The organism is Vicinamibacterales bacterium (assembly GCA_035699745.1).
GTDB lineage: Bacteria > Acidobacteriota > Vicinamibacteria > Vicinamibacterales > 2-12-FULL-66-21 > JAICSD01.
Map to the genome: position 1 here is coordinate 18,800 of DASSPH010000050.1, position 23,102 is coordinate 41,901.

Genomic DNA, 23,102 nt, shown 5'->3' on the forward strand with positions numbered 1-23,102 from the left:
TCACTCTGGGCGTCGTCACGGAACCCGTCAAGTCGCCTTTTCTCCTACAGATGGTCAGACCGTGAGAACGTCAGGGATTGCCGACCAGCTGCCGCCCCACTTCCGGCCGCTGCTGACGGACGCCAGGACGATCTACGACCTGCAGGCGGTCGGCCGTGAGGCCGCCGCGTTTCTGATGGGAATCGAAGTCGGGCGCCGGATGGAGCGGCAGTACCTCGACCCCGGCGCCCGGGTCAGACCGGCGGCGCCAGGAAGTAGTACGGGGGCGTGATATCGCGATGGCAGCACTCGCAGGATGCCGGCCAGCGCAGCGGACGGTCCGCCCTGACGAACGTGCCAACTACTGGCATGCGCGCCCCTCTCCGGCAGGAAAGCATCGCGAGGACCGAGAAGGAGGGGCAGGAAGGACAGCGCCGGCCGCCGTTGCAAATCCGTTGCAAATCGGCGGCGCGGCGCTTTGTCGTGGAGAGTGGAAACTGCGAGATTCCTCAGAAAATCGTGGTGACCCGGGTGGGGATCGAACCCACGACCCTGTGATTAAAAGTCACATGCTCTACCACTGAGCTACCAGGTCACGCAGCCTGCGATCGTAGCACGATCGAAAATGCGCGGCCCGCTTGCCGCTTCCCGGTCCCCGATCAGCACGGGATCTCGATCGTGCCGCACTGGAGCCCCGGCGGCGAATTCTGCGGCACCGGTTGATCGCCGGTCGCACCCCACCGGACGTACTGCGGTCCGCTGCCGCTCGGCAGGATGTACCAGTACCCGTCCGACGGACGGAAGAACGCCGGGTCCGTCCGGCCGTCGCCGTTGTAGTCGCCGATGACGGGCAGGTCCGCCGGGCCGCCGCCCCACGAGATGTAGTGCGGGCGGTACTGCCCTGCGTTCGACAGCAGGATGTACCAGAAGCCGTCGGCGCGGCGGAAGAACGCGACATCCGTGATGCGGTCGCCGTCGTAGTCGCCCGGCACCGGTTCGTCCGTGCCGCCGGGCTGCCCCCACAGGATCTCTCTCGTGAGGCCGCTCGCGCTCAGCGTGAGATGCCACATGCCGGTGCGCGGACGGTAGAACGCCGGATCCGCTTTGCCGTCGCCGTCGTAGTCGCCGGGCGTGGCGCGATCCGCGACGGTGCCCCAGTAGACGTAGCGCGCCGCGCCGGTGGCGCTCTCGATGATGTACCAGAAGCCGTCGCCCGGATTGAAGAACGCGATGTCGGTCCGGCCGTCGCCGTCGTAGTCGGCGGCCACCTGCGTGTGCGTGAAGTTGCCCCAGAGCACGTAATGCGGCTGGCCCGTCGCGCTGTGCGTGATGTACCAGTAGCCGTCCGGGGGACAGAAGAACGCGAAGTCGGCGCGCCGGTCGCCGTCGTAGTCGCCCGGTGCGGGTTGATCGGTGAACGGCGTGCCCCAGTACGCCTGCGTCTCGCCGCCGTCGGAGCTGCGCAGGATGTGCCAGACGCTGGTCGACGGGCGGAACACGGCGACGTCCGTCCGGCCGTCGCCGTCGAAATCCGCGGGGGCGAGCGGCTGCCGCTGCGCGAGGGGACGATCGCTCGTCAGCACCGCGATCGCCGCCGCGAGGATCAGGCCGAGCGGCACCGTCGCTGTCTGCGCGCGCGATGGTGTCATGCGCGGCAGTATACGGCGCCGGCACCTCAACCGGCGATCGAGGACGGGGAATCAGCGATCGGGAACGGGGCGTCTCGCCGCGGCAAGTCTCACGAAGGCCGAGGACTGCCGGACGCGGATCCCCGTGCTCGTCTGCTCGAGGAACAGGGCCGCGGCATCCGAGTGCGACTCGACGAGGGCGAGGCCGCGCTCGACGCCGAGAACGCTCGCCGCGGTGTCGAGTCCGTCCGCCTCGAGACCGTGCGGTGCGACGACGGTGACCGTGACGCCGCCGGGCAGCCCCATGCCGGACGACGGGTCGATGATGTGGGAGTAGCGGCGCCCGCCGATGTCGACGTACTGCTCGCTGCTCCCGGCCGTCGACACCGCGCCGTTGGTCAACTCCAGCACGGCGGGAACACCGAGCACGGCCGGATCACCGGAGTGGACGCCGATGCGCCAGCCTCGCTCGCCTGGCGGCGCGTCGCTGAATGCCAAATCGCCGCTCACCGCCACCAGCGCGCTGCGGACGCCGCGCGCGCCGAGCGCCGCGATCGCCTCGCTCGCCGCGTACCCCTTGCCGATGCCGCCGACGTCCAGCGCCATGCCGGCCGTGTCGAACCGGACCGTGCGCCGCTCCCCGTCCAGGCGGAGCTTGCGGAAACCGGTGCGCGCGGCTGCGTCCCGCAACGCGCCAGCATCGGGCATCCGTCCGGTCCGTCGCGCCTCGCGCCACAGTCGAATGACCGGCGCCTGCGTGACGTCGAAGGCGCCGCCCGTCGCGGCCGCAAGGTCCTGAGAGGCACGGAGCACCGTGAACAGGTCCTCGCTCACCCGCGCGGCGCGGCCCGCAGCCGTCTTCGCGATCCGATTCAGCTCGCTGCCCGGTTCGTAGTCGGAGAGGATGCCGTCGAGATCGCGGAGACGATCGAAGGCGGCGCGGAAGGCGGTCTTCGCGGTCTGCTCGTCCGGCGTATAGACGGTGACGCGCACGAGGGTGCCCATCAGGGGCTCGACCGCCTCGTACCGGTGCAGCTCCCGCGGTGCGCCGGCCAGCACGGCGACCGACAGGCACAGCGCCGGAACCACGCGGGTCATCTAGTACGGATCCACCTCTACGCCGTTGTTCCACGCGCGGTACATGTCTTCCGCGGTCGGGAGTTTCGCGGGGCGGACGAGACGAAACCCGAGCCACTGCGCGTTGGTCATGTACCAGACGCTCTTGGGCAGCTGAGGATCGAGCATCTTCCACGCCGCCTGCGACGCGACCCGCGCGGTGCAGCTCACCTTCGCGGCCGGATCGTTCCACGATCCGCCGCGAACGGCATGCGGGTACGAGGTGGTCGATCTGACCCAGGGATTCTCTGCCGCGGCGTTCGCGTACGGCTTGTATTGATCGAGCGTCCACTCCATCACGTTGCCGAGCATGTCGTAGAGGCCCCACGCGTTCGGCTTCTTCGTGCCGATCGGATGATAGGTCCCGCCGGAGAAATTCGCCGTCGGCGAGTTCGTGAGGAACCAGGCGTAGTCACCGAGCTGTGCCGTGGGAATCCCGGGACCGCCCGCGCGGCAGGCGTACTCCCACTCCGCCTCGGTCGGCAGCCGGTAGTACTCGCCTGTCCTCGCACTGAGCCACTGCGCGTACTTGTTCGCGGCGTGCTGCGTCATGCTGATGGCCGGAAATCCGTTGTTGCCGCGCCCGAAGCTCATCTCGAGATGCGGTGCGGTCGGACGGCTGAGCGCGTCCACGATCGCATCCGGTCGATCGGTCTCCTTCGCCTGGTCGGCGAACATGAACATCAGATACGAGTCCCACGTGACCTCGTGCGTCTGCATCCAGAACGCATCGAGCTTCACCGTGTGCTGCGGCTGCTCGTCGGGCGCCGCATCCGGCCCCGCGGATCCCATGAGGAACTCGCCAGCGGGGATCGGGGCCATGCCGTAGCTGACTGTCGTGTTCGGGATGGTGACCTTATAGGCGGCTGCGCGTCCCGCGCCAGCCTTCGCCGCCTTCTCTTCGATCCGCGCGCGGATCTTCTGGACGACCGCCAGCTCCTTCGCATCGGCCGGCTTCTCGGCTGGCTGAAATGCCGGCGTGTCCGCTGCAGCTTTAGCGAGCGTCAAGGCCGCCATCGAGAGACTCAGCAGGAATGCGGTACCGAGGGCTGGTTTCACTAGAATCTATCTCATGAAGCGGACGTGGTTCCCGCGTTGCGAGTGAGCGTAGCGAACGAAGCCACGCGAACGGAGCGCGCCGGCGAAGCGGCGCGCGAGAGAGCGTGCAGGGGAGTCCGAGGGGCAAAGCCCCTCGGATCTAAACGACAGTCGAGCGGCCCGGAATCGCCAGGCCAGGCACCTCGTGCTTCCCCTTCCAGTCGATCGGATCCGGCACGAGGCTCACCTGCGAATTCAGCGCCTGCTCCCAGGTGACCTGCTGCCCGGTGTACGCGGCCTGACGCCCCATGATGGCGAGCAGCGTGCTGGTCGCCAGGTTCAGGTCGTCGTTCTTCGGCTTGCCGGCGCGGATGGAGGCGAAGAGGACGTCATGTTCCTGCTGATACATGTCGTTCGCCTCGCCCTGGAACTGCCACTTGATCTGGCCGTCGGGCCCTTCGATGCGCGGCGGTCCGGAGCCGAGCAGCAGCGTGCCCTCGGTGCCCATGACGTAGTCCAGCGTCCCGTTGAAGCAGCCGGTCGCCTGGCGGTTGACGAGCGACACGCGGTAGTTGTTCGGGAACGCGTAGCTCACGCTGAAGTGATCGTAGATGTTGCCGCCGTTCGCCGGAACGGCACGCCCGCCCACCGCGACGGCGCTCACCGGCGGCTGATCGTTCATGATCCACATGATCTTGTCGGCGTTGTGCACGGCCTGTTCGACCAGGCTGTCGCCGCAGAGCCACGTGAAGTTGTACCAGTTGCGAATCTGCCACTCGATGTCGCTCATCCCGGTGGGGCGTGCGCTCTCGGGCGGCATGGGTTTCACCGGATTCGTGTAGTAGGTCGAATGATGCGACACCAGCCGGCCGATGGCGCCGCTGCGGATCTGCTGGACCGCTTCCTGGATCATGTTGCTGTAGCGCCAGCAGAATCCCGAGACCAGCGCCAGGTTCCTGGTCTGCGCCAGCTTCTGCGCCGCCATGACGGCGCGCACGCCGGGCGAGTCGGTCGCGCACGGCTTCTCGCAGAAGACGTGCTTGTTCGCGTTCACCGCCGCCGTCAGATGCTGCGGCCGGAATCCGGGAGGCGTCGCCAGCAGCACGACGTCGACCCCGCTGTTGATCACCTTCTCGTAGGCGTCGAGCCCGGCGTAGGTCCGCTCGATCTTGACGCGGTCTCCGAACCGCTGGCTGCCCTTCAGCCGCGTCGCCGCCGCTTCGACGATCTGATCGTCGATATCCGCGATGGCGGTCAGTTCGTTGTTCGGGTCGGCGGTCAGCGCCTGACCAGCCGCACCGCTGCCGCGCCCGCCGGCGCCGATCAGGCCGACCTTGACGGCATTGGTGACCGTCTGGCCGGAGATGATGCCGGGGAACCCGGCGGCAAGGACGCCCGCGACCGTGCCCGTCTGCTTGAGGAAATCGCGCCGTTCGATCTTGTTCGCGTCTTTCTTCGGTGTGGTCGCCATAAAGGCGGATGATACCAAACTAGAATCGCGGCATGAGGATTCCTGTACTGGCAGTACTGGCCGCGTTGGCGCTGGCTCAACCGGAGGCGCAGTGGCAGCCGCTCTTCGACGGGCGGACGCTGACCAACTGGCAGCCCGGCAAATTCAGCGGCGGAGGGGCCGTAAAGGTAGAGGACGGCCGGATCGTCCTCGAGACCGGCAAGAACATGACCGGCGTCACCTGGGCCGGCGCCCCGCTGCCGACGACCAACTACGAGATCGCCCTGCAGGCGATGCGCGTCGAGGGGCGCGACTTCTTCGCCGGCGTCACCTTCCCCGTCGACGGCTCGTTCTGCTCGCTGATTCTCGGCGGCTGGGGCGGGTCTGTCGTCGGGCTGTCGAGCATCAACGGCCAGGACGCGTCGGAGAACGAGACGTCACAATCGATGGAGTTCGAGAACGGCCGTTGGTACAACGTCCGCCTCCGCGTCACGCCCGCGAGAATCGAGGTCTGGCTCGACGATCGCCAGATCATCAACCAGGATCTGAAGGGCAACAGGATCGACATCAGGCTCGAGATGGAGCACTCGAAACCGCTCGGCGTCGCGTCGTGGAAGACGAAGTCGGCGCTGCGCGATATTCGGCTGCGCCGGCTGGGGAACGTAGTATAAGGCTGCCATGAACGACCGCCGAACATTCATGAAGACGCTGGGGACCGCATTGGCCGCGACCGCGGCTCCGGTGCTTGCGGCGCGGCCCGGGGCCGCGGCGCCGCCGCAACCGCCCGGCCCGGGCATTCGCAAGTCGATCCTGATCAACATGCTCCCGCGCGAGGCCCCCTACGCGCAGCGCTTTGCGATGGCGCGCGCCGCCGGCTTCGACGCGATCGAGATGCAGACGGTGGCGCGCGACGAGGAAGCGGCGGAGATCAAGGAAGCCGCCGCGAAGGCGGGCCTCCGCATTCATTCCGTGATGAACATGGATCACTGGCGGTTCCCGCTTTCGAGCGGCGATCCCGAGGTGGTCGCCAAGAGCGTCGCCGGGATGGAAACCTCGCTGAAGAACGCGGCGCTGTGGGGAGCGGACGCCGTCCTGCTCGTCCCCGCTGTCGTCGATGCGACGACCGGCTATCGCGATGCCTACACGCGATCGCAGCGCGTCATCCGCGAGCGGCTGCTGCCGATCGCGCGCGACCGGAAGATCGTCATCGCCGTCGAGGAAGTCTGGAACAAGTTCCTGCTGAGCCCGATCGAGTTCGCGCGCTACGTCGACGAGTTCGACTCGCCGTTCGTCAAAGCCTACTTCGACGTCGGCAACGTCGTCCTGTTCGCCTTCCCCCAGGACTGGATCCGCACGCTGGGCTCGCGGATCGTCAAAGTGCACCTGAAGGATTTCACGCTGGACCGCCGCAACGGCACGTTCGCCTGGAAACCGATTGGCGAGGGGGACATCGACTGGATCGAGGTGCGGCGCGCGCTGGACGAGATCAAGTACGCCGGCTACGTGACCACCGAGGTGTCCGGCGGCGATGCGGCGTACCTGAAGGACGTCGCCGGCCGCGTCGATCGCTTCCTCGCCGGGCAGAAGCCGGTGGGTGCGTGAGCCTCCGGCACCCGGCAGGCGGCGTCCGCGGGAACGTCCTCTCGCTGCGGTAATCTGAAGCGGCGTGTTCCCCGTCCTGTTCCGAATCGGATCCTTCGAAGTCACCAGCTTCGGCGTCCTGGTTGCGCTCGGCGCGCTGGCCGGCCTGTGGGTGTTCCGCCGCGAGATCGCCCGGAGCAGACTGCCCGAAGCGGCGATGGACGCGGCAATCTACGGGCTGGTGGGGGGGCTCGCCGGCGCGAAACTGCTCTACGTCTTCGAGCATCTGGACGAGGGCACGTTCCTCGGACTGCTGCTCGATCGCGGCGGGATGAGCTGGTTCGGCGGCTTTGCCGGCGGCCTGCTGGCTGGATACGCGACGATACTGGCGAAGCGATGGCCGGTCGTCACGGTGCTCTCGGCCGCGACGCCGGCGCTGGCCGTCGGACAGCTTCTCGGACGGATTGGCTGCTTCCTGGTCGGCGACGATTATGGGCATCCGACCTCCCTTCCGTGGGGTATCGCGTTCCCAGAAGGGCTGCCGCCGACCACCGAGCGCGTCCATCCGACGCAGATCTACGAAGCGATCTTCCTCGGCGTGTTCGCGTGGATGTTGATCCGCTGGCGGCGCGTGAAGGTCGACGATCGCGTGGTGCTCGGGCGCTACTTCGTCGGGGTCGGGGGATTCCGCTTCCTGCTGGAGTTCCTGCGGGTCAACACCCGTGTGCTGGGGCCGCTCACGGTTGCACACATCTTCTCGCTCGGAGTCGTGCTGCTGGGACTGATTCTGTTATTGCGGCGCCCGTCCCGGCCGATACGCTGAGACATGGCGACCTGTCCCCGCTGCAAGGGCCACCTTACAGACGGGCACCGATGTCCGCGAGGCCGCGGACTCGTTGTCATCGAGATCGCGGCGTGCGCCATCGGCGGCGCGGTCGCCAGCATGCTGCTGCTCGCCTTTTTCGATCCGTTCCACCAGGCCACCGACCTCGACGCAATTGCCGCGGTCGCCGGCGCGATCGTCGCGGTCGGGATCAATCGCATGCTGCGGTCGTAGGCGGAGGCTGAGGCCCGCTGGCGGGCTGCATTTTCCGGCGCCGTTTTTGCTGTGCGACGCGCCGGAACTCGCAAAGGGGCGGATCGATGTCCGAATTGCAGACGGTTGAGACGGCAAACTTACGCGGTCGCCAGGCGGCGGCCGTTGGTCTCCCGCTCGCCCTCGTCGCCGATGCGGATGCCGCGTCGCGGTCGCGCCGACTGCGCCAGTTGCAGCATCGCGGGTTTCGCGTCGCCGTTGCCCGGACGGTGTTCGAAACTATCGTCAAGGCGTCGTGTCATCTGCCCGATTTGATTCTCGTCGCCGCCTCGCTCGGCGAGGAGCAGGTGCGCGAAACGACGGAACTGTTATCGACGTGTCCTGCGACGGCGCACATTCCCATCGTGCGGCTGTCCAGAGGCGCACGCATCCCTGCCCGTCTCGCACCGGCGGCAATCTAGCCAACTCCTGACTCGGATCGCTGCACGACGCCGGCAGCGGGCGTTCCATCGAACGAGCCCGTGTCGCCGGCCGTGGCGGGTGCCGAATTGAAGTCCCCGTCGTCGCCGCCCGGCCAAGTGGAACACCCGAGACCGGTTCCCGAACGGTTCAGGCCGCCGGACTACCGTTCGTGACGGACGGTGACCTTCTGCCCGCGCAGCTTGGTCCCCCGCAGCGCAGTAATGACCTCGTCGGCGCGATCGCGCGGCACTTCGACCAGCGAGAACGCGTCGTTGATCTCGATCGCGCCGATGGAGCGCGAGTCGAGTCCGGACTCGCCGGTGATGGCCCCCACCAGATCCCCGGGACGGATCCCGCCGCGGCGCCCGGCGCCGACGAACAGCCGCACCATGTCGCCGGGCTCCACGCGTCCACGTTCGCGCGGCAGCCGCCCGCGGGCCGGCTTGAGCGGCCGCGCCTCACCGCCCCGGCCTGCCGGAGAAGGTGCGGCGGTGGCCGACGGAATCTCCTGATCCTCGCGATCGCCGGCGACGGCGGCGTGCGCGAGCTTCACCGCCGCGGCCGCCACGTCGACGATGTCGAACTCCGCGGCGAGCGACTCCACCACCACCCGCGTGTGCTCGAGATCGCCGGCGAGCAGCTGCTCGCGCAGCGACGCACGCGTCAGCTCGAGCCGCCGCGCACGGAGATCGGCCACGGTTGGAACCGGTGCGATCTCGATCTTCTGCTTGGTGACCGCTTCCATGCTGCGCACCAGGCGGTGCTCGCGCGGCTCGACCAGCGTGATTGCCGTCCCCTCACGGCCGGCGCGGCCGGTACGGCCGATCCGGTGGAGGTAGGTCTCCGCCGAGTTCGGCACGTCGTAGTTGATGACGTGCGAGAGCCGCTCGATGTCGAGGCCGCGCGCCGCGACGTCGGTGGCCACGAGCAGATCCGTCTTCCCTTCCCGGAACCGCGTCATCACCCGATCGCGCTGCCGCTGCTCCATCCCGCCGTGGAGCGGCTCGGCGCTGTGGCCGTGCGCGTTCAGCGTCTCGACGAGCGTGTCGACCTCCAGCCGGGTGCGGCAGAAGACCAGCGCCGACCCGGCGTTCTCGGTCTCGAGCACGCGCTCGAGCGCCGCGGCCTTGTGCGCGCGGGCGACGAGGTAGGCGATCTGCCGCACGCGCGGCACGCCGGAGGCGGGCTTCTCGCGCGCGATGGCGACGCGCGCCGGATCCTTCAGGTGCCGGTTCGCAATCGCCAGGATCCGCGCCGGCATGGTCGCCGAGAAGAGCGCCGTCTGCCGCGCCGCCGGCGTCGCTTCGAGGATGGCGTCGAGATCCTCGGCGAATCCCATGTCGAGCATCTCGTCCGCCTCGTCGAGCACCAGCAGGCGCAGCCGATCGAGGGCGAGCGTCCCGCGGCGGATGTGATCGAGCGCGCGTCCGGGGGTGGCGACGACGACGGAGGCGCCGCGGTCGAGGGTGCGAATCTGCTGGGGCATCGGCGCGCCGCCGTAGAGCGGCAGCACCGTCAGGCCGGTGCCGCGGGCGTACTTGTGCACCGCCTCCGCGACCTGCATCGCCAGCTCGCGCGTCGGCACGAGGATCAGCCCCGACGGCTGCCGGCGGCCCGCGTCGCCGGCCTCGGCGATCCGCTGCAGCATCGGCAGCGCGAACGCCGCCGTCTTCCCCGTGCCGGTGGCGGCCTGCGCGAGCAGATCCGTCCCCGCCAGCAGCAGCGGGATCGTCTCGCGCTGCACCGGGGTGGGTTCTTCGTAACCGAGACCGGTGATCGCGGCGAGCAGATCCTGCGACAGGCCAAGTCCGGCAAACCCGGCAGAACCTGCGTCCTGTCCTGCCGCGAGGACAGAAGGGGTCAGACCCGGGTCTGACCCCTTTTTCGCGGACAGCCGGGGTTCAGACGACGGACGAGCTGAATTCTTCATAGGTACCTTTGAAGTCCGTGATCCTGCCCGGCTCCAGGTACCAGACGCGCGTGCCGACCTCTTCCATCAGGTCCTGGTCGTGCGTGACCAGCAGCACGGTGCCCTCGAACTTCTGCAGCGCGATGTTCAGCGCGTTGATCGACTCGAGGTCGAGGTGGTTGGTCGGCTCGTCGAACACCAGGACGTTCGGCTTCTGCAGCATGATGCGGCAGAACAGCAGGCGCGCGGTCTCGCCGCCGGACAGCGCGTGGGTCGGCTTCAGTCCTTCCTCGCCGCTGAACAGCATCTGTCCGAGCAGTCCGTGGATGTCCTGGCGCGCCGCGTCCGGATCGAACTGGTGCAGCCACTCGACCGCGGTCATCCCCTTTTCGATCACCCCGGTGTGGTCCTGCGGGAAGTAGCCGACGGACGCCTCGTGGCCCCAGCGCACCGATCCCCCGTCGATGTCGTTCGGCGAGGTACCGATCGCGCCGGGCGCATCCGACAGCAGCGCCTTGAGCAGCGTCGTCTTGCCGACGCCGTTGCGGCCGGCGATGACGATCTTCTCGCCGCGATTGACGATCGCGTCGAAGCCGTCGATCACGGGGTGGTTCTCGAACCCCTTGCTGACGTTCTTGATCTCGATCGCCATGCGGCCCGAGGGGCGCGCCTGCTTGAAGTTGATGTACGGCCGCTGGATGTTGGAGCGGGCCAGCTCGGTCGTCTGCAGCCGCTCGACTTCCTTGCGCCGCGCCTGCACCTGACTGGCGCGGGTGCCGGCCGAGAACCGCGCGATGAAGTCGTTCAACTGCGCGATCTTCTTCTCGCGCTGGGCGTTCTCGGACTCGACGCGCGAGCGGATCTGCGTCTTGGCCAGGACCATGTCGTCGTAGCCGCCGGTGTAAGTGATGATCGTCTGGTAGTCGATGTCGGCGATGTGCGTGCAGATCCCGTTCAGGAAATGGCGGTCGTGCGAGATCACGATCAGCGTGCCGGCGTAGCGGTTCAGGAAATCGCTCAGCCAGTGGATCGATTCGAGGTCGAGGTGGTTGGTGGGCTCGTCGAGCAGCAGCGCCTGCGGCCCGCCGAAGAGGGCCTGCGCCAGCAGCACGCGGACCTTCTGTCCGCCCTGCAGCTCGGACATCTTCCGGCCGTGCAGCGGCTCGGGAATGTCGAGGCCGTCGAGCAGCACCGCGGCGTCGCTCTCGGCCGTGTAGCCGTCCTCCTCGCCGACGATCCCCTCGAGCTCGGCGAGGCGCATGCCCTGCTCGTCGGTCATGTCGCTGATCGCGTAGAGCTGCTCGCGTTCGTCGAGCGCTTTCCACAGCCGCGCGTTGCCCATGATGACGGCGTCGATCACCCGGTACTGATCGAACGCGAACTGGTCCTGCCGCAGCACGCCCAGCTTCTCGGGCCGGACCACCGTCCCCTGCTGCGGCGGCAGCTCGCCGGTGAGCAGCTTCATGAAGGTGGACTTCCCCGCTCCGTTCGGCCCGGTGAGGCCGTACCGCCGCCCGGCCGAGAACGTGGTGGTCACGTCCTCGAACAGGATCTTCGAACCGAAGCGCATCGACACGTTACTGACTGAAATCATAGGAGCAACCTCCTATTGTAACGTACGGGTGCTGATGGCAGATACCGAGTGGCCGGTCGGACCGGCGGATGCCGGCCTGCGCCTGGACAAGTTCCTCGCGTCGGCGGACCGGATCGGCTCGCGCGCCAGGGCCTTCGCGGCGCTGGAGCGCGGCAAGGTCTTCGTCAACGGCGCCGAGATGACCGCCGCCGATGCCGCCCGCCGCGTCGGCGCCGGCGACGCGGTTCGCGTCTGGATGGATCGGCCGGGCAGCGCGAAGCCGCAGCGCGGCGGACCCCAGGCGGTCGGCGATCTCGAGATCCTCTTCGAGGACGCCGTCCTGATCGTGATCGACAAACCTGCGGGGCTGCTTACCGTCCCGCTCGAGCGGAAGGCGGCGGCCCCGTCGGTTCAGAGCGAGCTCGAGCGTTACCTTCGCGGCTTCGGCAAGCGCAGGCCGCTCGTCGTCCACCGCATCGATCAGGACACGTCGGGGCTGGTGGTGTTCGCCAAGGACGCCGGCACGCAGGCGCGGCTCAAGGCGCAGTTCAAGCGCCGCGCAGCCGAGCGCGTGTACCTCGCCGTCGTCTACGGCCATCCCTCGCCGGCCGAAGGGCGCTGGCGCGATCACCTGGTGTGGGACGAGAAGGCGCTGATCCAGAAAGAGACGCACCCGCGCGATCCGCGGGCGCAGGAAGCCGTCAGCGACTATCGGGTGCGGGAGCGGTATCGGGACACCTCGCTGATCGAAGTGCGGCTGCACAGCGGACGCCGCAATCAGATCCGCGTTCAGGCGCGGCTGCGCGGGCACACGCTGGTCGGCGAGAAGCGCTACACCTTCGGTCCCGACGGCGTCCGGCCGATCCAGTTCGAGCGTCACGCGCTGCACGCGTGGCGGCTCGCGTTCGATCATCCGCAGCACGGCGCACGGTGCGAGTTCGAAGCGCCGCTGCCCCCAGACTTCAACGCCCTCCTCGAACGGCTGCGCTCGTAAACAGCTGCGCTCCTTACGGTTGCGCTCGGAGCTGGCTGCTCGATTGCAGCACGCGCGCTCGCCCCGCCGGGGGGTGGAAGGACTTACACAATGTCTGTCGCGCGTTGCTCGATTCCCTTCATCGCGTTCGCGCTGCTTCCATGGACCGCGTCGGCTCAGCCGCTCACTTTTCAGCGTGACGATCACACATCGACGGCAAGCGCACGAGGGATCGCCAGCGCGGACTTCAATCGCGACGGCTGGCTCGACATCGTGACCGCGCACAACAATCCGGACGGCATCTCCGTGCTGATGAACCGCGGGAGCGCCGGCGGCTACGACTCGTCGTTCATCCCGCTGCCCGGCGGCCCGTTCGACGTCGCGGCCGCCGACGTCAACAAGGACGGCGCGCCCGACGTGGCGGTGGCCAACGCCGACCGCGACGCGATCGACCTGCTCTACAACGATGGCACCGGACGGTTGCAGTGGAAGCTGTCGGCAGGCGGCGTCATGAATCCGCGGGGGGTGACGATCGCCGACGTCGACCGGGACGGCAATCCCGATCTGGTGTTCACGGAGTTCACCAACGCGCGCGTGGGCATCGCGTTCGGCGATGGTGCGGGCTCGTTCGGCGGTCCGCGTCCGGTGATCTTCCTCGGCGTCTCCGCCAATCCGCAGGGCGTCGCCGTCGCCGACTTCAACCTCGACGGGCGGCCCGACCTCGTCACGGTGTCGAGCGGCACCTTCAACATCGGCGTGACGTTCCATTTCGCGGACGCCGCCCCGGGCGCGTTCACGCGCTGGGACGTCCAGGGAACGCCGGCGCTGAACGTCGTCGCGCTCGGCGACTTCGACAAGGATGGACGGCCTGACGTCGCCGCCGCCGGATCGGCAACGAGCAACATCACCACCCTCGTCAACACGCGCGCCGGGTTCTCGATCCGCACGTTCCCGAGCGGCGGCAGCTCGCCCCGCGGCATCGCGGCGGCCGATCTGAATCGCGACGGGGCGCCGGACCTGGTGACAGCTGCGCGCGGATCCAACGCCGTGCAGGTCGCGCCTGGCGACGGCGCCGGACGATTTGGCGCGCCGGTCAGCGTGGCCGCCGGCACCGGCAGCCGCGCGGTTGCCGTCGGGGATTTCGATCGCGACGGACGCATCGACATCGCCACCGCCAACGAGTACGTAGCGGCGGCCACCGTGCTGTCGAACGTGACCGCGTTCCCGCAGGCGGCGTTCAAGTTCCGCCGGCAGTGGCTGGGACCCGGCGACCACAACTCCTCGGGCGCCGACGACGTCGCGATCGCGGACTTCGATCACGACGGCCGGCTCGATGCCGTGAGCGAGGAGGGCTTGCACGTCCGGTTCGGCAACGGCAGCGACCTGCGGCTGGGGGAATACGGCGTCGATGTGGTGGAGTTGGACGCCAATCGTGACGGGCATCCGGACATCGTCTCCGTGTCGCAAGGGTCGAGCATCAGCGGGCCGAGCCGCCTCGGCGTCTTCATGGGCGATGGGCGCGGCAATTTCCCGGGACGGCGCACGGTCGCGACCTCGCTGCACGCGCTGAGCATCGAAACCGCGGACCTCAATCTCGACGGCCGCGCCGACATCGTCCTGGTCGGCCAGACGGAGTGGTCGGGACCGACGCGGATCCACCTGTTCGCCGGCGACGGGAACGGCGGGTTCGCCCTCGCGGCGGATTATCCGGCCGACGAGTTTCCGTTCACGCTGAGGATCGGCGATGTCGACCGCGACGGCGATCCGGATCTCGTGACCGCGGGCAATCGCGGCGCGTCGCGCGCGGCGCGCGTGGTGACCCGTCTCAACGATCGCAACTGGACCCTGAGCGCGCCTCGCGAGACGGCCGCGCCCGCGTTGCTCGGCATCAGCTACAGCGATCTCGGCGACCTCAATCACGACGGCTTCCTCGACGTCGTCGTCGCCGGATCATCGGTCGACTGGCAAAGCCAGGAGGACGTCGCGGTGATGCTGGGCGGCCCGGCGGGCTTCGGCTCCCCCGCCTACCTGAAGATCACGGGATACAGCCTGGGCCTCTCGATCGCCGATTTCACGGCCGACGGGCACCTCGATGCGATGACGCACGCAGGCGTCCTGTTCAAGGGACGCGGCGACGGGACGTTCGAGGCCGAGGAGAGGTTCGACTTCTACGCACCGGGGGAGGTGGCCGACTTCAACGGCGACGGGCTGCCGGATCTGGTTGGCGGATCCAACCATGGCGCCGTCGAGTTGATCCTGAACCAGAGAGGCAGCGACAACGCAGCGCCGACGGTCAGCCTGACCGCCAACATCGGACCCGGCCTCACCCTGCCGTACAGCGGACAGTTCGGCGACGGCGGAAGTCAGAACGAGATCTGGGCGCACGGCGACGATCCGGATCTGCACCAGTTGAGATACACGTTCCGCGATGCGCGCGGCGAATTCGACAGCGGGACGTTTCCGTTCTTCTGGCCGCGATATCTGATGGAGCCGGGGCAGCACGAGGTGTTCGTCGAGGTCAGCGACGGACGCGGCGGCACGGCCACTGGATCGATCGTGATCACGATCCTGCCGGAGAAAGAGATCGTCCTCCACGTCGGCGCCGCCGGATGGGACACGACCGCACGGGGCAACTGGGGGGTGGTTGACGATCCGTCGGCCGCGAGCGGCAAGGCGCTGCACGATCTGAACGCCGGACTGCCCAAGGTCACCAGCCCGAGCCCGGCGCCGGCGAACTACGTCGACGTCGGCTTCGCCGCGGACTCGACGCAGACCTACAAGCTGTGGGTACGGCTGAAGGCCGACGGCAATGCCTGGTCGAACGATTCGCTCTGGCTGCAGTTGACCAATGCGGTGGATTCGGCCGGCCGTTCGATCGCACCGGGGACCTCCGCCGGCATCGAAGTCAACCTGGAAGAGTGCTCCGGCTGCGGCGTCTCGGGCTGGGGCTGGCGCGACGAGGCGTGGGGGCAGCGCGACGCGATCGGCACGCTGACGGTGCGGTTCACCAGGAGCGGCTGGCAGCGGCTGCGCATCCAGACGCGAGAAGACGGCGTGTCGGTCGACCAGGTGGTGCTGTCATCCGAGCAGTACCGGACGACGCGGCCGGGCGCAGCGAAGAACGACGCGACGATCCTGCCGCCGAGGTTCTACTGGTAAGGGTCCGCGGCGGCCGTAAAGGGTCAGACCCGGGTCTGGCCCCTTACGGCTTGCCGAACGCGATCCGGGCGCGCTCCGCCTGCAGCTCGTGGAGCGTCCGCATGATGTTGTAGGCGGTGAGCTCGACCAGCACGGAGGTCACCTTGGCGTGCTGGTCGTCGTTCAGCGCGGCCTCCAGCCCGCGCATCGCCGTCAGCAGCCGCTGCTCCTGCGCGCTCAGCTCGTTGCGCGAGACTTCGCCGTCGGCGAGGGCGCTCGTGAACGATTCCAGCTTGCTCGCGCGCTCCTGAATGCCGTCGTAGCCCGCGTTTTCGTCGAACCAGCTCGTACGTGCCACCGGTGTCCTCCTACAGATTCCGGACGAGTTGTTTGAGTGCGGTCAGCCGCTCCTGCAGCCCGGCGCGGCCGCCGGCCGCGTCGGTCTTCTGGAGCATGGCGGGCGGCAGGAACTGCCGATCCGTGCACTCGAGAATGGCCGCTGTCTCCTGCAGCTCCCGCTCCAATCCCTGCGTGGACGGCATGAACTCCGCCACGACGGTGGCGAGCGCCTCCTTCGTGACGTGGTCCGCGCCGGCCAGGATCGACGCGCGCAGCGCGCGGCCGACCATCCCTTCGATATCGGCGCCGGAGAGATGGCCGCGCTGCGGGATGGACGGAACGTCCTCGACGGCGATCCGCGATCCGAGCTTCTTCGCCAGGATCACGAACATCTGGCGGATCTCGGCCTCGTCGGTCGGATAGAACAGCGGGATGTGCACTTCGGCGCGCCCCTGGCGCTTGAGATCGATCGGCAGCAGGTCGGGGCGCGCGGTGAGCAGCATCCAGATGATCTGTCCGCGATACCGCGAGTCCCCCATCTGCGAGGCGATCATCGCGAACACGCGGCTCGACGTGCCGGAGTCCCCCTCCTGCTCCCGGCTGCCGAGCGCCGCGTCCGCCTCGTCGACGACGACCACGACCGGCCCCATCGCGCGCAGCACCGCGAGCACGCGCTCGAGGTTCCCTTCGGTCTCGCCGACGTACTTGGACCGGAAGTTCTTCAGCATCACGCACGGCACGCCGATTTCGCCGCTGACGCACTGCGCGAGGAACGATTTTCCGGTGCCGACGGGGCCGCACAGCAGATATCCCATCGGCAGGCTGTCGAGCGCGCCGCGCGCGAGCAGCGCCGCGTCCTCCCGCAGCCGCGTCTTCGCCGCCTCGTGACCGACGACGGTGTCGAGCGTCCATTTCGGCTCGATGAACTCGAGCAGCCCCTGGCATTGGCGCTCGAGCAGCCGCTTCTTCAGCGCACGGAACGCGGCGGCGTCGAGACGCCGGCCGCTCTCGCGCGCCGACTGGAGCAGCACGTTCAGGTCGGTGAGCGAGATGCCCGCGGTGAGCTTCGCCAGCTCCGCGGCCGTGAAATCGGAGAACGCCCCGATCGGCGTCCCTGCGGTAGCGGCGCTGACGAACGATGCGCGCGCCCGCTCGTCCGGCAGCGGCACTTCGATCGCCGCGACGTGCGGATTGCCGATGAGACGCTCGCTCAGGTCGGACTTCTTCTCGTCGATCAGGACGAACGCCATGTTCATCCGCTTTACGTGCGGACTCATCGCCCAGTTCAGCATCGTCACCAGGTGCGACGAGGCCTGCATGTTCAGCCGTCCCGGCTCCCCTGACGGGAAGACGTAAGAGGCGTGGTCCATGACCACCGCGAGACTGAGACGATCGTCCTCGGCAGCCATGATGTTGGCGCGGACGAACCGATCGAGCACCGCGAACGCCGCCGCGGGCTCCTTCGGCAGCGCGCTGAGATCGCCGACCTTACGATTGGCCAGCGTCACCATCTGCTTCAGCCGTTTCTCGTCCCGGCCGGCGAAGGCACGCAGTCCCCGTCCGAGGTCGTAGTGGAGGACCAGCGACCATCGCCCGAAGACCTGTTCGGCCAGGAACTCGGCCAGGACGCCGTAGCGCCCTCCGTCAGGCTCGGCGCTCCCTGTGCCGGGCGACGCCGGTGCGGCATCCTCGCCGTCGATGCGGAAGAGATCGTAGGTATTGCCGTGCAGGACGAACGCCGCCGTCGTCCCGGAGAAGAACAGGTCCGCGAGCTGCGAGGCCCACACCGGAAACCAGACCGGCAGCTCCCCCGCGCCGCCCGGACGGGGCCGGCCGTTCTCAGGCGCCATGCTTGAGAACCTCGCGCAGATCGGACTCGAGGATCGGGGGAGGCTCCTCCAACTGATCGCCGAGCCCGGTCAGATGCTGCAGCTCGCTCACCGTCTTTTCGGTCTGGCGCATGCTCTCGGCGGCCGAATCCACCTGGCTGCTGAGGAAATCGGGATCCTGCCGGTTGACCGTCATCTCGGCGAGCGCCTGGATCTTGCCTTCGATGCGATCCAGTTCGATGCGTACGAACTCGGCGTTCTTCTTCGCGCGGGCGAAGTTGTCGAGCCGCAGTTCGCCGCTGGCGATGCTGTCCTGGAGGGATCGGACCACACGCTCGTCGCCGCCGGTCTGGGCCGAGGCGAGCCGGGTCCGCAGCTCCGCGAGCCGGGCGTTCAGATCCTTCTCGTCCATGGCGGCGAGGAACCGGTCGAGCGCCGTCCGTGAGACGAGCAGGCGCAGGAACAGCCAGAGCAGACGATCGAGTCCCGGGGTGCGGATGTCCTCTGCCGCGCCGGGGTGATCGCCGGCGGCGCCGCGCACGCCCGCCGCGATTTTCCGCATCTCGAGGCAGCGCCCGTGGAGCCGCTCGAAGCGGGCGCGCTCCGCCGCCGGCAGTCCGGCGAGCATCGTCACCAGCGAGGGGGCCGGCTGCTGCGGCACGTCGGCCGTGCCGGCGCCGGTGCGGCGGGCGTGCACCCTGGCGTCGATCGCGGCACGGAATCGCGGGATGGAGACGAGGCCGGCGAGATACGTCGCCTCTATCGCCCCGACGATCGGCAACAGCAGATCGGGGAACGGCGTGAGCGCGGCGGCCGCCGTCCCGCCGAAGAACAGCAGCAGGTTCCACCGGAAGAGAAACGCTTCCAGCAGGTAGTCCTTCAATCCCGCGCCGCGCGGCTCAGTCATCGCCCGCCCGCGTGGAAGAAGCGAGCCCCTCGACGATGTCGCGGATCTCGAAGACCCTGGCCAGGAACTCGGGCTCGCGCTGCATCTCCTTCGGAGGACGGTGCGGCTTCGGCACCTCCATCTGGCGCAGGATCGTGCCGGGCGCCGCCGAGAAGATGTAGACGCGGTCGCCGAGGTAGACGGCTTCCTCGATCGAGTGGGTGACGAAGAACACCGTCGCCTGCGCGTCGTGCCAGAGATCGACGAGCAGCGCCTGCATGTTCAGACGCGTCGCCGGATCGAGCGCCCCGAACGGCTCGTCCATCAGGATGATGCGCGGCGACAGGATCAGCGTCCGCGCGATCGCGACTCTCTGCCGCATCCCGCCGGACAGTTCGCTCGGGAACTTCCCCGCGTCGCGCGCCACGTCGAGGCCGACCTTCGCGATCCACTCGCGCGCCAGCTCGCGGCGCTCCTTGCGTGCCATGCCGCGGCATTCGAGGCCGAAGGCGACGTTGTCCTCGACCGTGCGGTTGTCGAACGAGGTGTAGTCCTGGAAGACCATGCTGCGGTCGGATCCGGGCGCCGACACCGGCTTGCCGCCGACGAGCACCGTCCCCTCCGTCGGCGGGTGGTGCGGCGCCAGGCCGGCGATCAGGCGCAGGACGGTGGACTTGCCGCAGCCCGAAGGCCCGAGGATCGAGATGAACTCCCCTGCCCCCGGCAGATCCGGCACGCTGAAGGACACGTCGCGGATCACCGTCAGCTTGCCGAACCGCTTGGTGACGTTGGAAAACTCGACGATGCTGGGGGTCATTCCTCGACCACGCGATGCGGAAACAGCCCGCGCTGGAACCAGAGCAGCACGCGGTCGATCGCGAATGCCAGCAGGCCGATGATGATCAGAATCAGAATGATGTGCTCGGACAGTCCGCGGCGCTGGCTTGCCATCAACAGGTAGCCGAGCCCGTGCTCGGCGTTGATCAGCTCGGCGAGCATGATGTAGCCGAACGCCAGTCCGAACAGGTGCCGCAGGCTGGTGTAGATCTCCGGCAGGGCGAGCGGCACCAGCACCTTGGTGATCGCCTGCCACGGGCGCGCGCCGAGGGTCTGCGCCGTCTCGACGTAGCGGTCCGGCACGCCGGTGATCGCCGAGACGGTGTCCGAATAGACGAACGGGACGCAGGCGATGAAGATGAACATCACTTTCTGCGTCTCGTCGATGCCGAACCACAGGATCGTGAGCGGGATCAGCGCCGCCACCGGCAGGTTGCGTCCGAACAGCGCCAGCGGCGCGCCCGCCGACTCGATGACGCGCCAGGCGCCGGCGAGAATGCCCAGCGGGACGCCGATCAGCGCCGCCAGGCCGAAGCCGACCATGACGCGCTGCAGCGTCGCCGCGATGCTCTGCAGCAGCGCGCGCTCCTTCAGCAGCACGGGGAACGAGCGCAGCACTTCAATCGGGCTGGGCAGAATCACCGGCGAGATCAGCCGGTCCTCGACGTCGGCCCCGAGCGTCGCCAGCCACCACGCGAGCACGACGACGGCCAGCGCGAGGGCGCCGATCAGGCGCCGCGTCATCCGCGGCGGTGAAAGGCGCAGCGCCAGCAGCGAGCGCCCGGCGTGCGCCATCTACTTGGCGGCCGGCGTCGCTTCCGCCGGATACACCTTGATCTCGACCCGGCGGTTCTTGGCGTTGTTCTCCGGATCCGAGGCATCCGCCGGGCGATCCCAGCCCATCCCCGCCGTCGAGAACTGGTTCGGCTGCAGCGAGGGGAACTTCCGCAGGATCGCTTCCTTCACCGCGTTGGCGCGATTCAACGACAGCTCCTGCACCAGGCTCTTCGGCACCGAGGCCTTCATCGATCCGTCGGTGTGCCCCTCGACGACGATCCGCGCGGCGCCGTACTGGCCGGCGAGCTTGCCGATCTCCTCGACCACGAACGCGACGTTCGGATCGTAGAGCTCCTCGACCTCCTTGCCGTCCTGGTTGCGGGTGATCTTCTTGTTCAGATCCCAGGAATTCGGGAAGAAGTGGATCACCACCGTCTTGGTCAGGATCTCGTCCTTCTCCCCCTTCACCGCGCCGGCGCTCGCCGGCGCGAACTGGATGTCGTACTCGTTCTTCTGGCTGGCGTACTTCGGCTCGGCGCCGAGCTTCTGGATGACGGAGAAATCCATCACCTGATCGAAGGGCGTCTGCTGCGTCACGGCGTTGATCCGCTTGTAGAGGAAGTAGGCCGTGTTCCAGGTCCGCTCGAAGCTGGTCGGATTGTTCTGGTTGAGGAAGAAGTCGCGGTTCTCGGCGTAGTTGGTCGAGTGGGCGTCGCCGAGCATCCCCAGCGTGTCGGTCTCCGGGATCGAGTAGCCGGCGGCCATCAGCTTGGCGACGCGCTGCTTGGCCTCCTGGGTCTTGAGATCGATCATCGCGTCGAAGATGCCGCGGGTGATCCCCTCGACGACGTCCGGGTTGTCCTTGGCGAAGTCGGCGCGCGCGAACCAGATGTCGGCGATCAGCTTGTTCGCCGTCGACGTGGTGACCAGCATGCGGTTGCCCCGCGCCTTCTCCAGGTTGTAGATGTCCGGCGCCCAGCTCACGCAGCCCGAGATGCTCTTGTCGGCGTTGAACGCGGCGGCCGCCTGGAACGCATCCTGGGTGAACTTGAAGTTGACCTCCGACGGCTGCACGCCGGCATTGATCAGCGCGTTGAGGATGAAGAAATGCGACGGCGAATTCTGCGCCAGCACCACGGTCTTGCCGCGCAGGTCCGCCATGGTCTTGATGTTCTCGCGGACGACGATGCCGTCGCCGCCGTTCGACCAGTCGACCTGCTGGTAGATGCGCGGCATGACGCGCGAGTCCTTGCGCAGCCCCTCGAGGAAGAGCGGCACCATGTCGAGCGTCGCCCAGCCGATGTGGATGTTGCCGGCGGCGTAGGCGTCGCGCATCGCGATCGGGTCGTCGATGAGGACGAGCTCGACCTTGAAGTCCCTGCCGCCGGGCGTCTTCCACAGCTTGCCCGGCTTGAAGCCGTTGTTGGCGTAGATGATCGGGCTCCACCCCGCCCAGACGTTGATCGCGAAGCGGACCGTGCGATCCGCCATCGGCGTGTAGCTCGAGATCCCCTTGACCTCGGGCAGCCGCGCCGAGGGCACGAAGTTGTACTCCTTGACGGTCGTGATGCCGCTGTTGTCCGGCGCCTCGGCGCCGGTCTTCATCTTCGCCAGTTCGTCGGCCGTGAACTGTCCGGTCGTCTGCTTCGGCCCGATCGCGCCGTAGCGCCACAGGGCGAGGCCGACGAGGCCGAGCACGACGAGCAGAACGGCGACGTAGAACGCGGGCCTGGGCTGTCCGTTCGACATCTGATCGACTCCTTAGCTGGTCTGGGTGTCGGTAGCCTTGACGTCGGCATTCTCGACCGCGGGTCCGAGATCCTTGGCGGCCTTCGACATCGGCGCGGTGTCGGGGGATTTCAGCCCCAGCTCGACCTCGAAGTCGCTGAGCGCCTGCTCCGCCAGCATGCCCTGCATGCGCTCCTCGGCCTCGATCTCGGCGATCCCTTTCTGCGACAGATCGGCGGCGACCCGCACCTTGCCGCGGTTCTGATCGATCTTCTGCTGGATCACCGACTCGATCTCGCCGAAGTCGGTGGTGAGATTTACGTCGAACGACTCGGAGAGCTTGGCGATCTCCGCTTCCGCGGCGCTCATCTTCAGCTCGGCGTCGTATTTCTGGATCTTCTCGCGCAGCTCGATCAGCTTGCTGTTGGCGTGCTGGATCTTCTTCAGGTTGTTGCCGTAGGCGGTCTCGTGCATCTGGAGCTGCCCCTCGTTGGCGGCAAGCTCCTGCTTCGCCTTCTGCAGCTCCAGGGCGAACTTCGCCGCGGTCGTGCGATCCCCGGCCTTGAGATACGCCTTGGTCTCGGCCTCGAGCTTCTGCACGTGCGACCGGTTCGCCGCCACCTGCCGGGTGACGCGCTCCACCAGGCCGCGGTACTGCTCCAGGCCGGTGCGTCCCTCCTTCAACTGCGCGACGGCGAGGTCGTACTCGTAACGCATCTGCGCAATCGGATCCGCCTCCCAGAACAGGTTGGCGACCTTGTTGATCTGCGCGACGAAGGCGGACCAGAACTTTTGCAGGATCATGTCAGCTCCCAGCTTCCGG

21 protein-coding genes and 1 tRNA gene are annotated in these 23,102 nt (G+C 68.0%); 8 read left to right on the top strand and 14 right to left on the bottom strand.

Annotation, left to right across the window (positions count from 1 at the left end):
* Positions 1-61: 61 nt before the first annotated feature.
* On the top strand, positions 62-271 hold the full coding sequence (locus VFK57_11045) for a hypothetical protein (protein HET7696236.1): 210 nt from the start codon (positions 62-64) through the stop codon (positions 269-271).
* Positions 272-499: 228 nt separating this feature from the next.
* Here VFK57_11045 and VFK57_11050 read toward each other — a convergent pair.
* The 5 genes from VFK57_11050 to VFK57_11070 all read right to left on the bottom strand — a co-directional run bounded on the left by VFK57_11050 (position 500) and on the right by VFK57_11070 (position 5,232).
* Positions 500-574 (bottom strand) — tRNA-Lys (locus tag VFK57_11050).
* A 64-nt stretch (positions 575-638) separates the two neighbouring features.
* Entirely contained in the window at positions 639-1,628 is a 990-nt protein-coding gene (locus VFK57_11055; protein HET7696237.1) for a VCBS repeat-containing protein, read from the bottom strand.
* Positions 1,629-1,679: 51 nt separating this feature from the next.
* Entirely contained in the window at positions 1,680-2,705 is a 1,026-nt protein-coding gene (locus tag VFK57_11060; GenBank protein HET7696238.1) for an FAD:protein FMN transferase, read from the bottom strand.
* Positions 2,706-3,782: an SUMF1/EgtB/PvdO family nonheme iron enzyme gene (locus VFK57_11065; protein ID HET7696239.1), complete on the bottom strand. Its 1,077-nt coding sequence runs from the start codon at positions 3,780-3,782 to the stop codon at positions 2,706-2,708. It lies immediately after the preceding gene.
* A gap of 139 nt (positions 3,783-3,921) precedes the next feature.
* Positions 3,922-5,232, bottom strand: a complete 1,311-nt coding sequence (locus VFK57_11070; protein HET7696240.1) for a Gfo/Idh/MocA family oxidoreductase — start codon at positions 5,230-5,232, stop codon at positions 3,922-3,924.
* 32 nt (positions 5,233-5,264) lie between these two features.
* Here VFK57_11070 and VFK57_11075 point away from each other — a divergent pair, with 32 nt between their 5' ends.
* From VFK57_11075 to VFK57_11095, 5 genes are all read left to right on the top strand, one after another.
* The gene (locus VFK57_11075; protein ID HET7696241.1) at positions 5,265-5,882 is read left to right on the top strand and encodes a DUF1080 domain-containing protein; all 618 of its coding nucleotides are present in this window, start codon (positions 5,265-5,267) and stop codon (positions 5,880-5,882) included.
* Positions 5,883-5,889: 7 nt separating this feature from the next.
* Positions 5,890-6,813, top strand: coding sequence for a sugar phosphate isomerase/epimerase family protein (locus VFK57_11080; GenBank protein ID HET7696242.1), 924 nt, complete (start codon positions 5,890-5,892; stop codon positions 6,811-6,813).
* Positions 6,814-6,877: 64 nt separating this feature from the next.
* Positions 6,878-7,615 (top strand): prolipoprotein diacylglyceryl transferase family protein, encoded by a 738-nt coding sequence (locus VFK57_11085; GenBank protein ID HET7696243.1) that lies wholly within the window; start codon positions 6,878-6,880, stop codon positions 7,613-7,615.
* A 3-nt stretch (positions 7,616-7,618) separates the two neighbouring features.
* Positions 7,619-7,849, top strand: a complete 231-nt coding sequence (locus VFK57_11090) for a hypothetical protein (protein ID HET7696244.1) — start codon at positions 7,619-7,621, stop codon at positions 7,847-7,849.
* A gap of 86 nt (positions 7,850-7,935) precedes the next feature.
* Positions 7,936-8,289, top strand: coding sequence for a hypothetical protein (locus tag VFK57_11095; protein HET7696245.1), 354 nt, complete (start codon positions 7,936-7,938; stop codon positions 8,287-8,289).
* Between the two features lie 161 nt (positions 8,290-8,450).
* On the opposite strand, the gene VFK57_11100 is transcribed toward VFK57_11095, so the two are convergent.
* Positions 8,451-10,220 (bottom strand): DEAD/DEAH box helicase, encoded by a 1,770-nt coding sequence (locus tag VFK57_11100; GenBank protein HET7696246.1) that lies wholly within the window; start codon positions 10,218-10,220, stop codon positions 8,451-8,453.
* The gene (locus tag VFK57_11105) at positions 10,192-11,793 is read right to left on the bottom strand and encodes an ATP-binding cassette domain-containing protein (GenBank protein HET7696247.1); all 1,602 of its coding nucleotides are present in this window, start codon (positions 11,791-11,793) and stop codon (positions 10,192-10,194) included. Before VFK57_11105 ends, VFK57_11100 begins: the two co-directional genes overlap by 29 nt.
* A gap of 34 nt (positions 11,794-11,827) precedes the next feature.
* Between VFK57_11105 and VFK57_11110 the strand changes: the two genes are divergently transcribed.
* A complete protein-coding gene (locus VFK57_11110; GenBank protein HET7696248.1) occupies positions 11,828-12,766 on the top strand; it encodes an RluA family pseudouridine synthase in 939 nt (312 codons plus the stop codon).
* A gap of 90 nt (positions 12,767-12,856) precedes the next feature.
* Positions 12,857-15,904, top strand: coding sequence for a VCBS repeat-containing protein (locus tag VFK57_11115; GenBank protein ID HET7696249.1), 3,048 nt, complete (start codon positions 12,857-12,859; stop codon positions 15,902-15,904).
* 43 nt (positions 15,905-15,947) lie between these two features.
* On the opposite strand, the gene VFK57_11120 is transcribed toward VFK57_11115, so the two are convergent.
* From VFK57_11120 to VFK57_11150, 7 genes are read right to left on the bottom strand one after another with little or no spacing between them, the layout of a single operon-like run.
* Positions 15,948-16,241 (bottom strand): hypothetical protein, encoded by a 294-nt coding sequence (locus VFK57_11120; GenBank protein HET7696250.1) that lies wholly within the window; start codon positions 16,239-16,241, stop codon positions 15,948-15,950.
* A 10-nt stretch (positions 16,242-16,251) separates the two neighbouring features.
* Entirely contained in the window at positions 16,252-18,072 is a 1,821-nt protein-coding gene (locus VFK57_11125) for an AAA family ATPase (protein ID HET7696251.1), read from the bottom strand.
* Positions 18,062-18,958: a hypothetical protein gene (locus VFK57_11130; GenBank protein ID HET7696252.1), complete on the bottom strand. Its 897-nt coding sequence runs from the start codon at positions 18,956-18,958 to the stop codon at positions 18,062-18,064. Before VFK57_11130 ends, VFK57_11125 begins: the two co-directional genes overlap by 11 nt.
* Positions 18,951-19,754 (bottom strand): ABC transporter ATP-binding protein, encoded by an 804-nt coding sequence (locus VFK57_11135; GenBank protein HET7696253.1) that lies wholly within the window; start codon positions 19,752-19,754, stop codon positions 18,951-18,953. Before VFK57_11135 ends, VFK57_11130 begins: the two co-directional genes overlap by 8 nt.
* Entirely contained in the window at positions 19,751-20,569 is an 819-nt protein-coding gene (locus VFK57_11140) for an ABC transporter permease (GenBank protein ID HET7696254.1), read from the bottom strand. Before VFK57_11140 ends, VFK57_11135 begins: the two co-directional genes overlap by 4 nt.
* Complete coding sequence (locus VFK57_11145) at positions 20,570-22,300, bottom strand: phosphate ABC transporter substrate-binding/OmpA family protein (GenBank protein ID HET7696255.1); 1,731 nt, start codon at positions 22,298-22,300, stop codon at positions 20,570-20,572.
* A gap of 12 nt (positions 22,301-22,312) precedes the next feature.
* Positions 22,313-23,083, bottom strand: coding sequence for a PspA/IM30 family protein (locus VFK57_11150; protein HET7696256.1), 771 nt, complete (start codon positions 23,081-23,083; stop codon positions 22,313-22,315).
* Between the last annotated feature and the right edge of the window lie 19 nt (positions 23,084-23,102).

Excerpts from the sequence above, each read along its gene's own strand:
- VFK57_11055 (HET7696237.1), bottom strand. The coding sequence starts at position 1,628 with ATGACACCATCGCGCGCGCAGACAGCGACGGTGCCGCTCGGCCTGATC.
- VFK57_11060 (HET7696238.1), bottom strand. The coding sequence starts at position 2,705 with ATGACCCGCGTGGTTCCGGCGCTGTGCCTGTCGGTCGCCGTGCTGGCC.
- VFK57_11070 (HET7696240.1), bottom strand. The coding sequence starts at position 5,232 with ATGGCGACCACACCGAAGAAAGACGCGAACAAGATCGAACGGCGCGAT.
- VFK57_11075 (HET7696241.1), top strand. The coding sequence starts at position 5,265 with ATGAGGATTCCTGTACTGGCAGTACTGGCCGCGTTGGCGCTGGCTCAA.
- VFK57_11080 (HET7696242.1), top strand. The coding sequence starts at position 5,890 with ATGAACGACCGCCGAACATTCATGAAGACGCTGGGGACCGCATTGGCC.
- VFK57_11090 (HET7696244.1), top strand. The coding sequence starts at position 7,619 with ATGGCGACCTGTCCCCGCTGCAAGGGCCACCTTACAGACGGGCACCGA.
- VFK57_11095 (HET7696245.1), top strand. The coding sequence starts at position 7,936 with ATGTCCGAATTGCAGACGGTTGAGACGGCAAACTTACGCGGTCGCCAG.
- VFK57_11100 (HET7696246.1), bottom strand. The coding sequence starts at position 10,220 with ATGAAGAATTCAGCTCGTCCGTCGTCTGAACCCCGGCTGTCCGCGAAA.
- VFK57_11105 (HET7696247.1), bottom strand. The coding sequence starts at position 11,793 with ATGATTTCAGTCAGTAACGTGTCGATGCGCTTCGGTTCGAAGATCCTG.
- VFK57_11110 (HET7696248.1), top strand. The coding sequence starts at position 11,828 with ATGGCAGATACCGAGTGGCCGGTCGGACCGGCGGATGCCGGCCTGCGC.
- VFK57_11115 (HET7696249.1), top strand. The coding sequence starts at position 12,857 with ATGTCTGTCGCGCGTTGCTCGATTCCCTTCATCGCGTTCGCGCTGCTT.
- VFK57_11125 (HET7696251.1), bottom strand. The coding sequence starts at position 18,072 with ATGGCGCCTGAGAACGGCCGGCCCCGTCCGGGCGGCGCGGGGGAGCTG.
- VFK57_11130 (HET7696252.1), bottom strand. The coding sequence starts at position 18,958 with ATGACTGAGCCGCGCGGCGCGGGATTGAAGGACTACCTGCTGGAAGCG.
- VFK57_11135 (HET7696253.1), bottom strand. The coding sequence starts at position 19,754 with ATGACCCCCAGCATCGTCGAGTTTTCCAACGTCACCAAGCGGTTCGGC.
- VFK57_11140 (HET7696254.1), bottom strand. The coding sequence starts at position 20,569 with ATGGCGCACGCCGGGCGCTCGCTGCTGGCGCTGCGCCTTTCACCGCCG.
- VFK57_11145 (HET7696255.1), bottom strand. The coding sequence starts at position 22,300 with ATGTCGAACGGACAGCCCAGGCCCGCGTTCTACGTCGCCGTTCTGCTC.
- VFK57_11150 (HET7696256.1), bottom strand. The coding sequence starts at position 23,083 with ATGATCCTGCAAAAGTTCTGGTCCGCCTTCGTCGCGCAGATCAACAAG.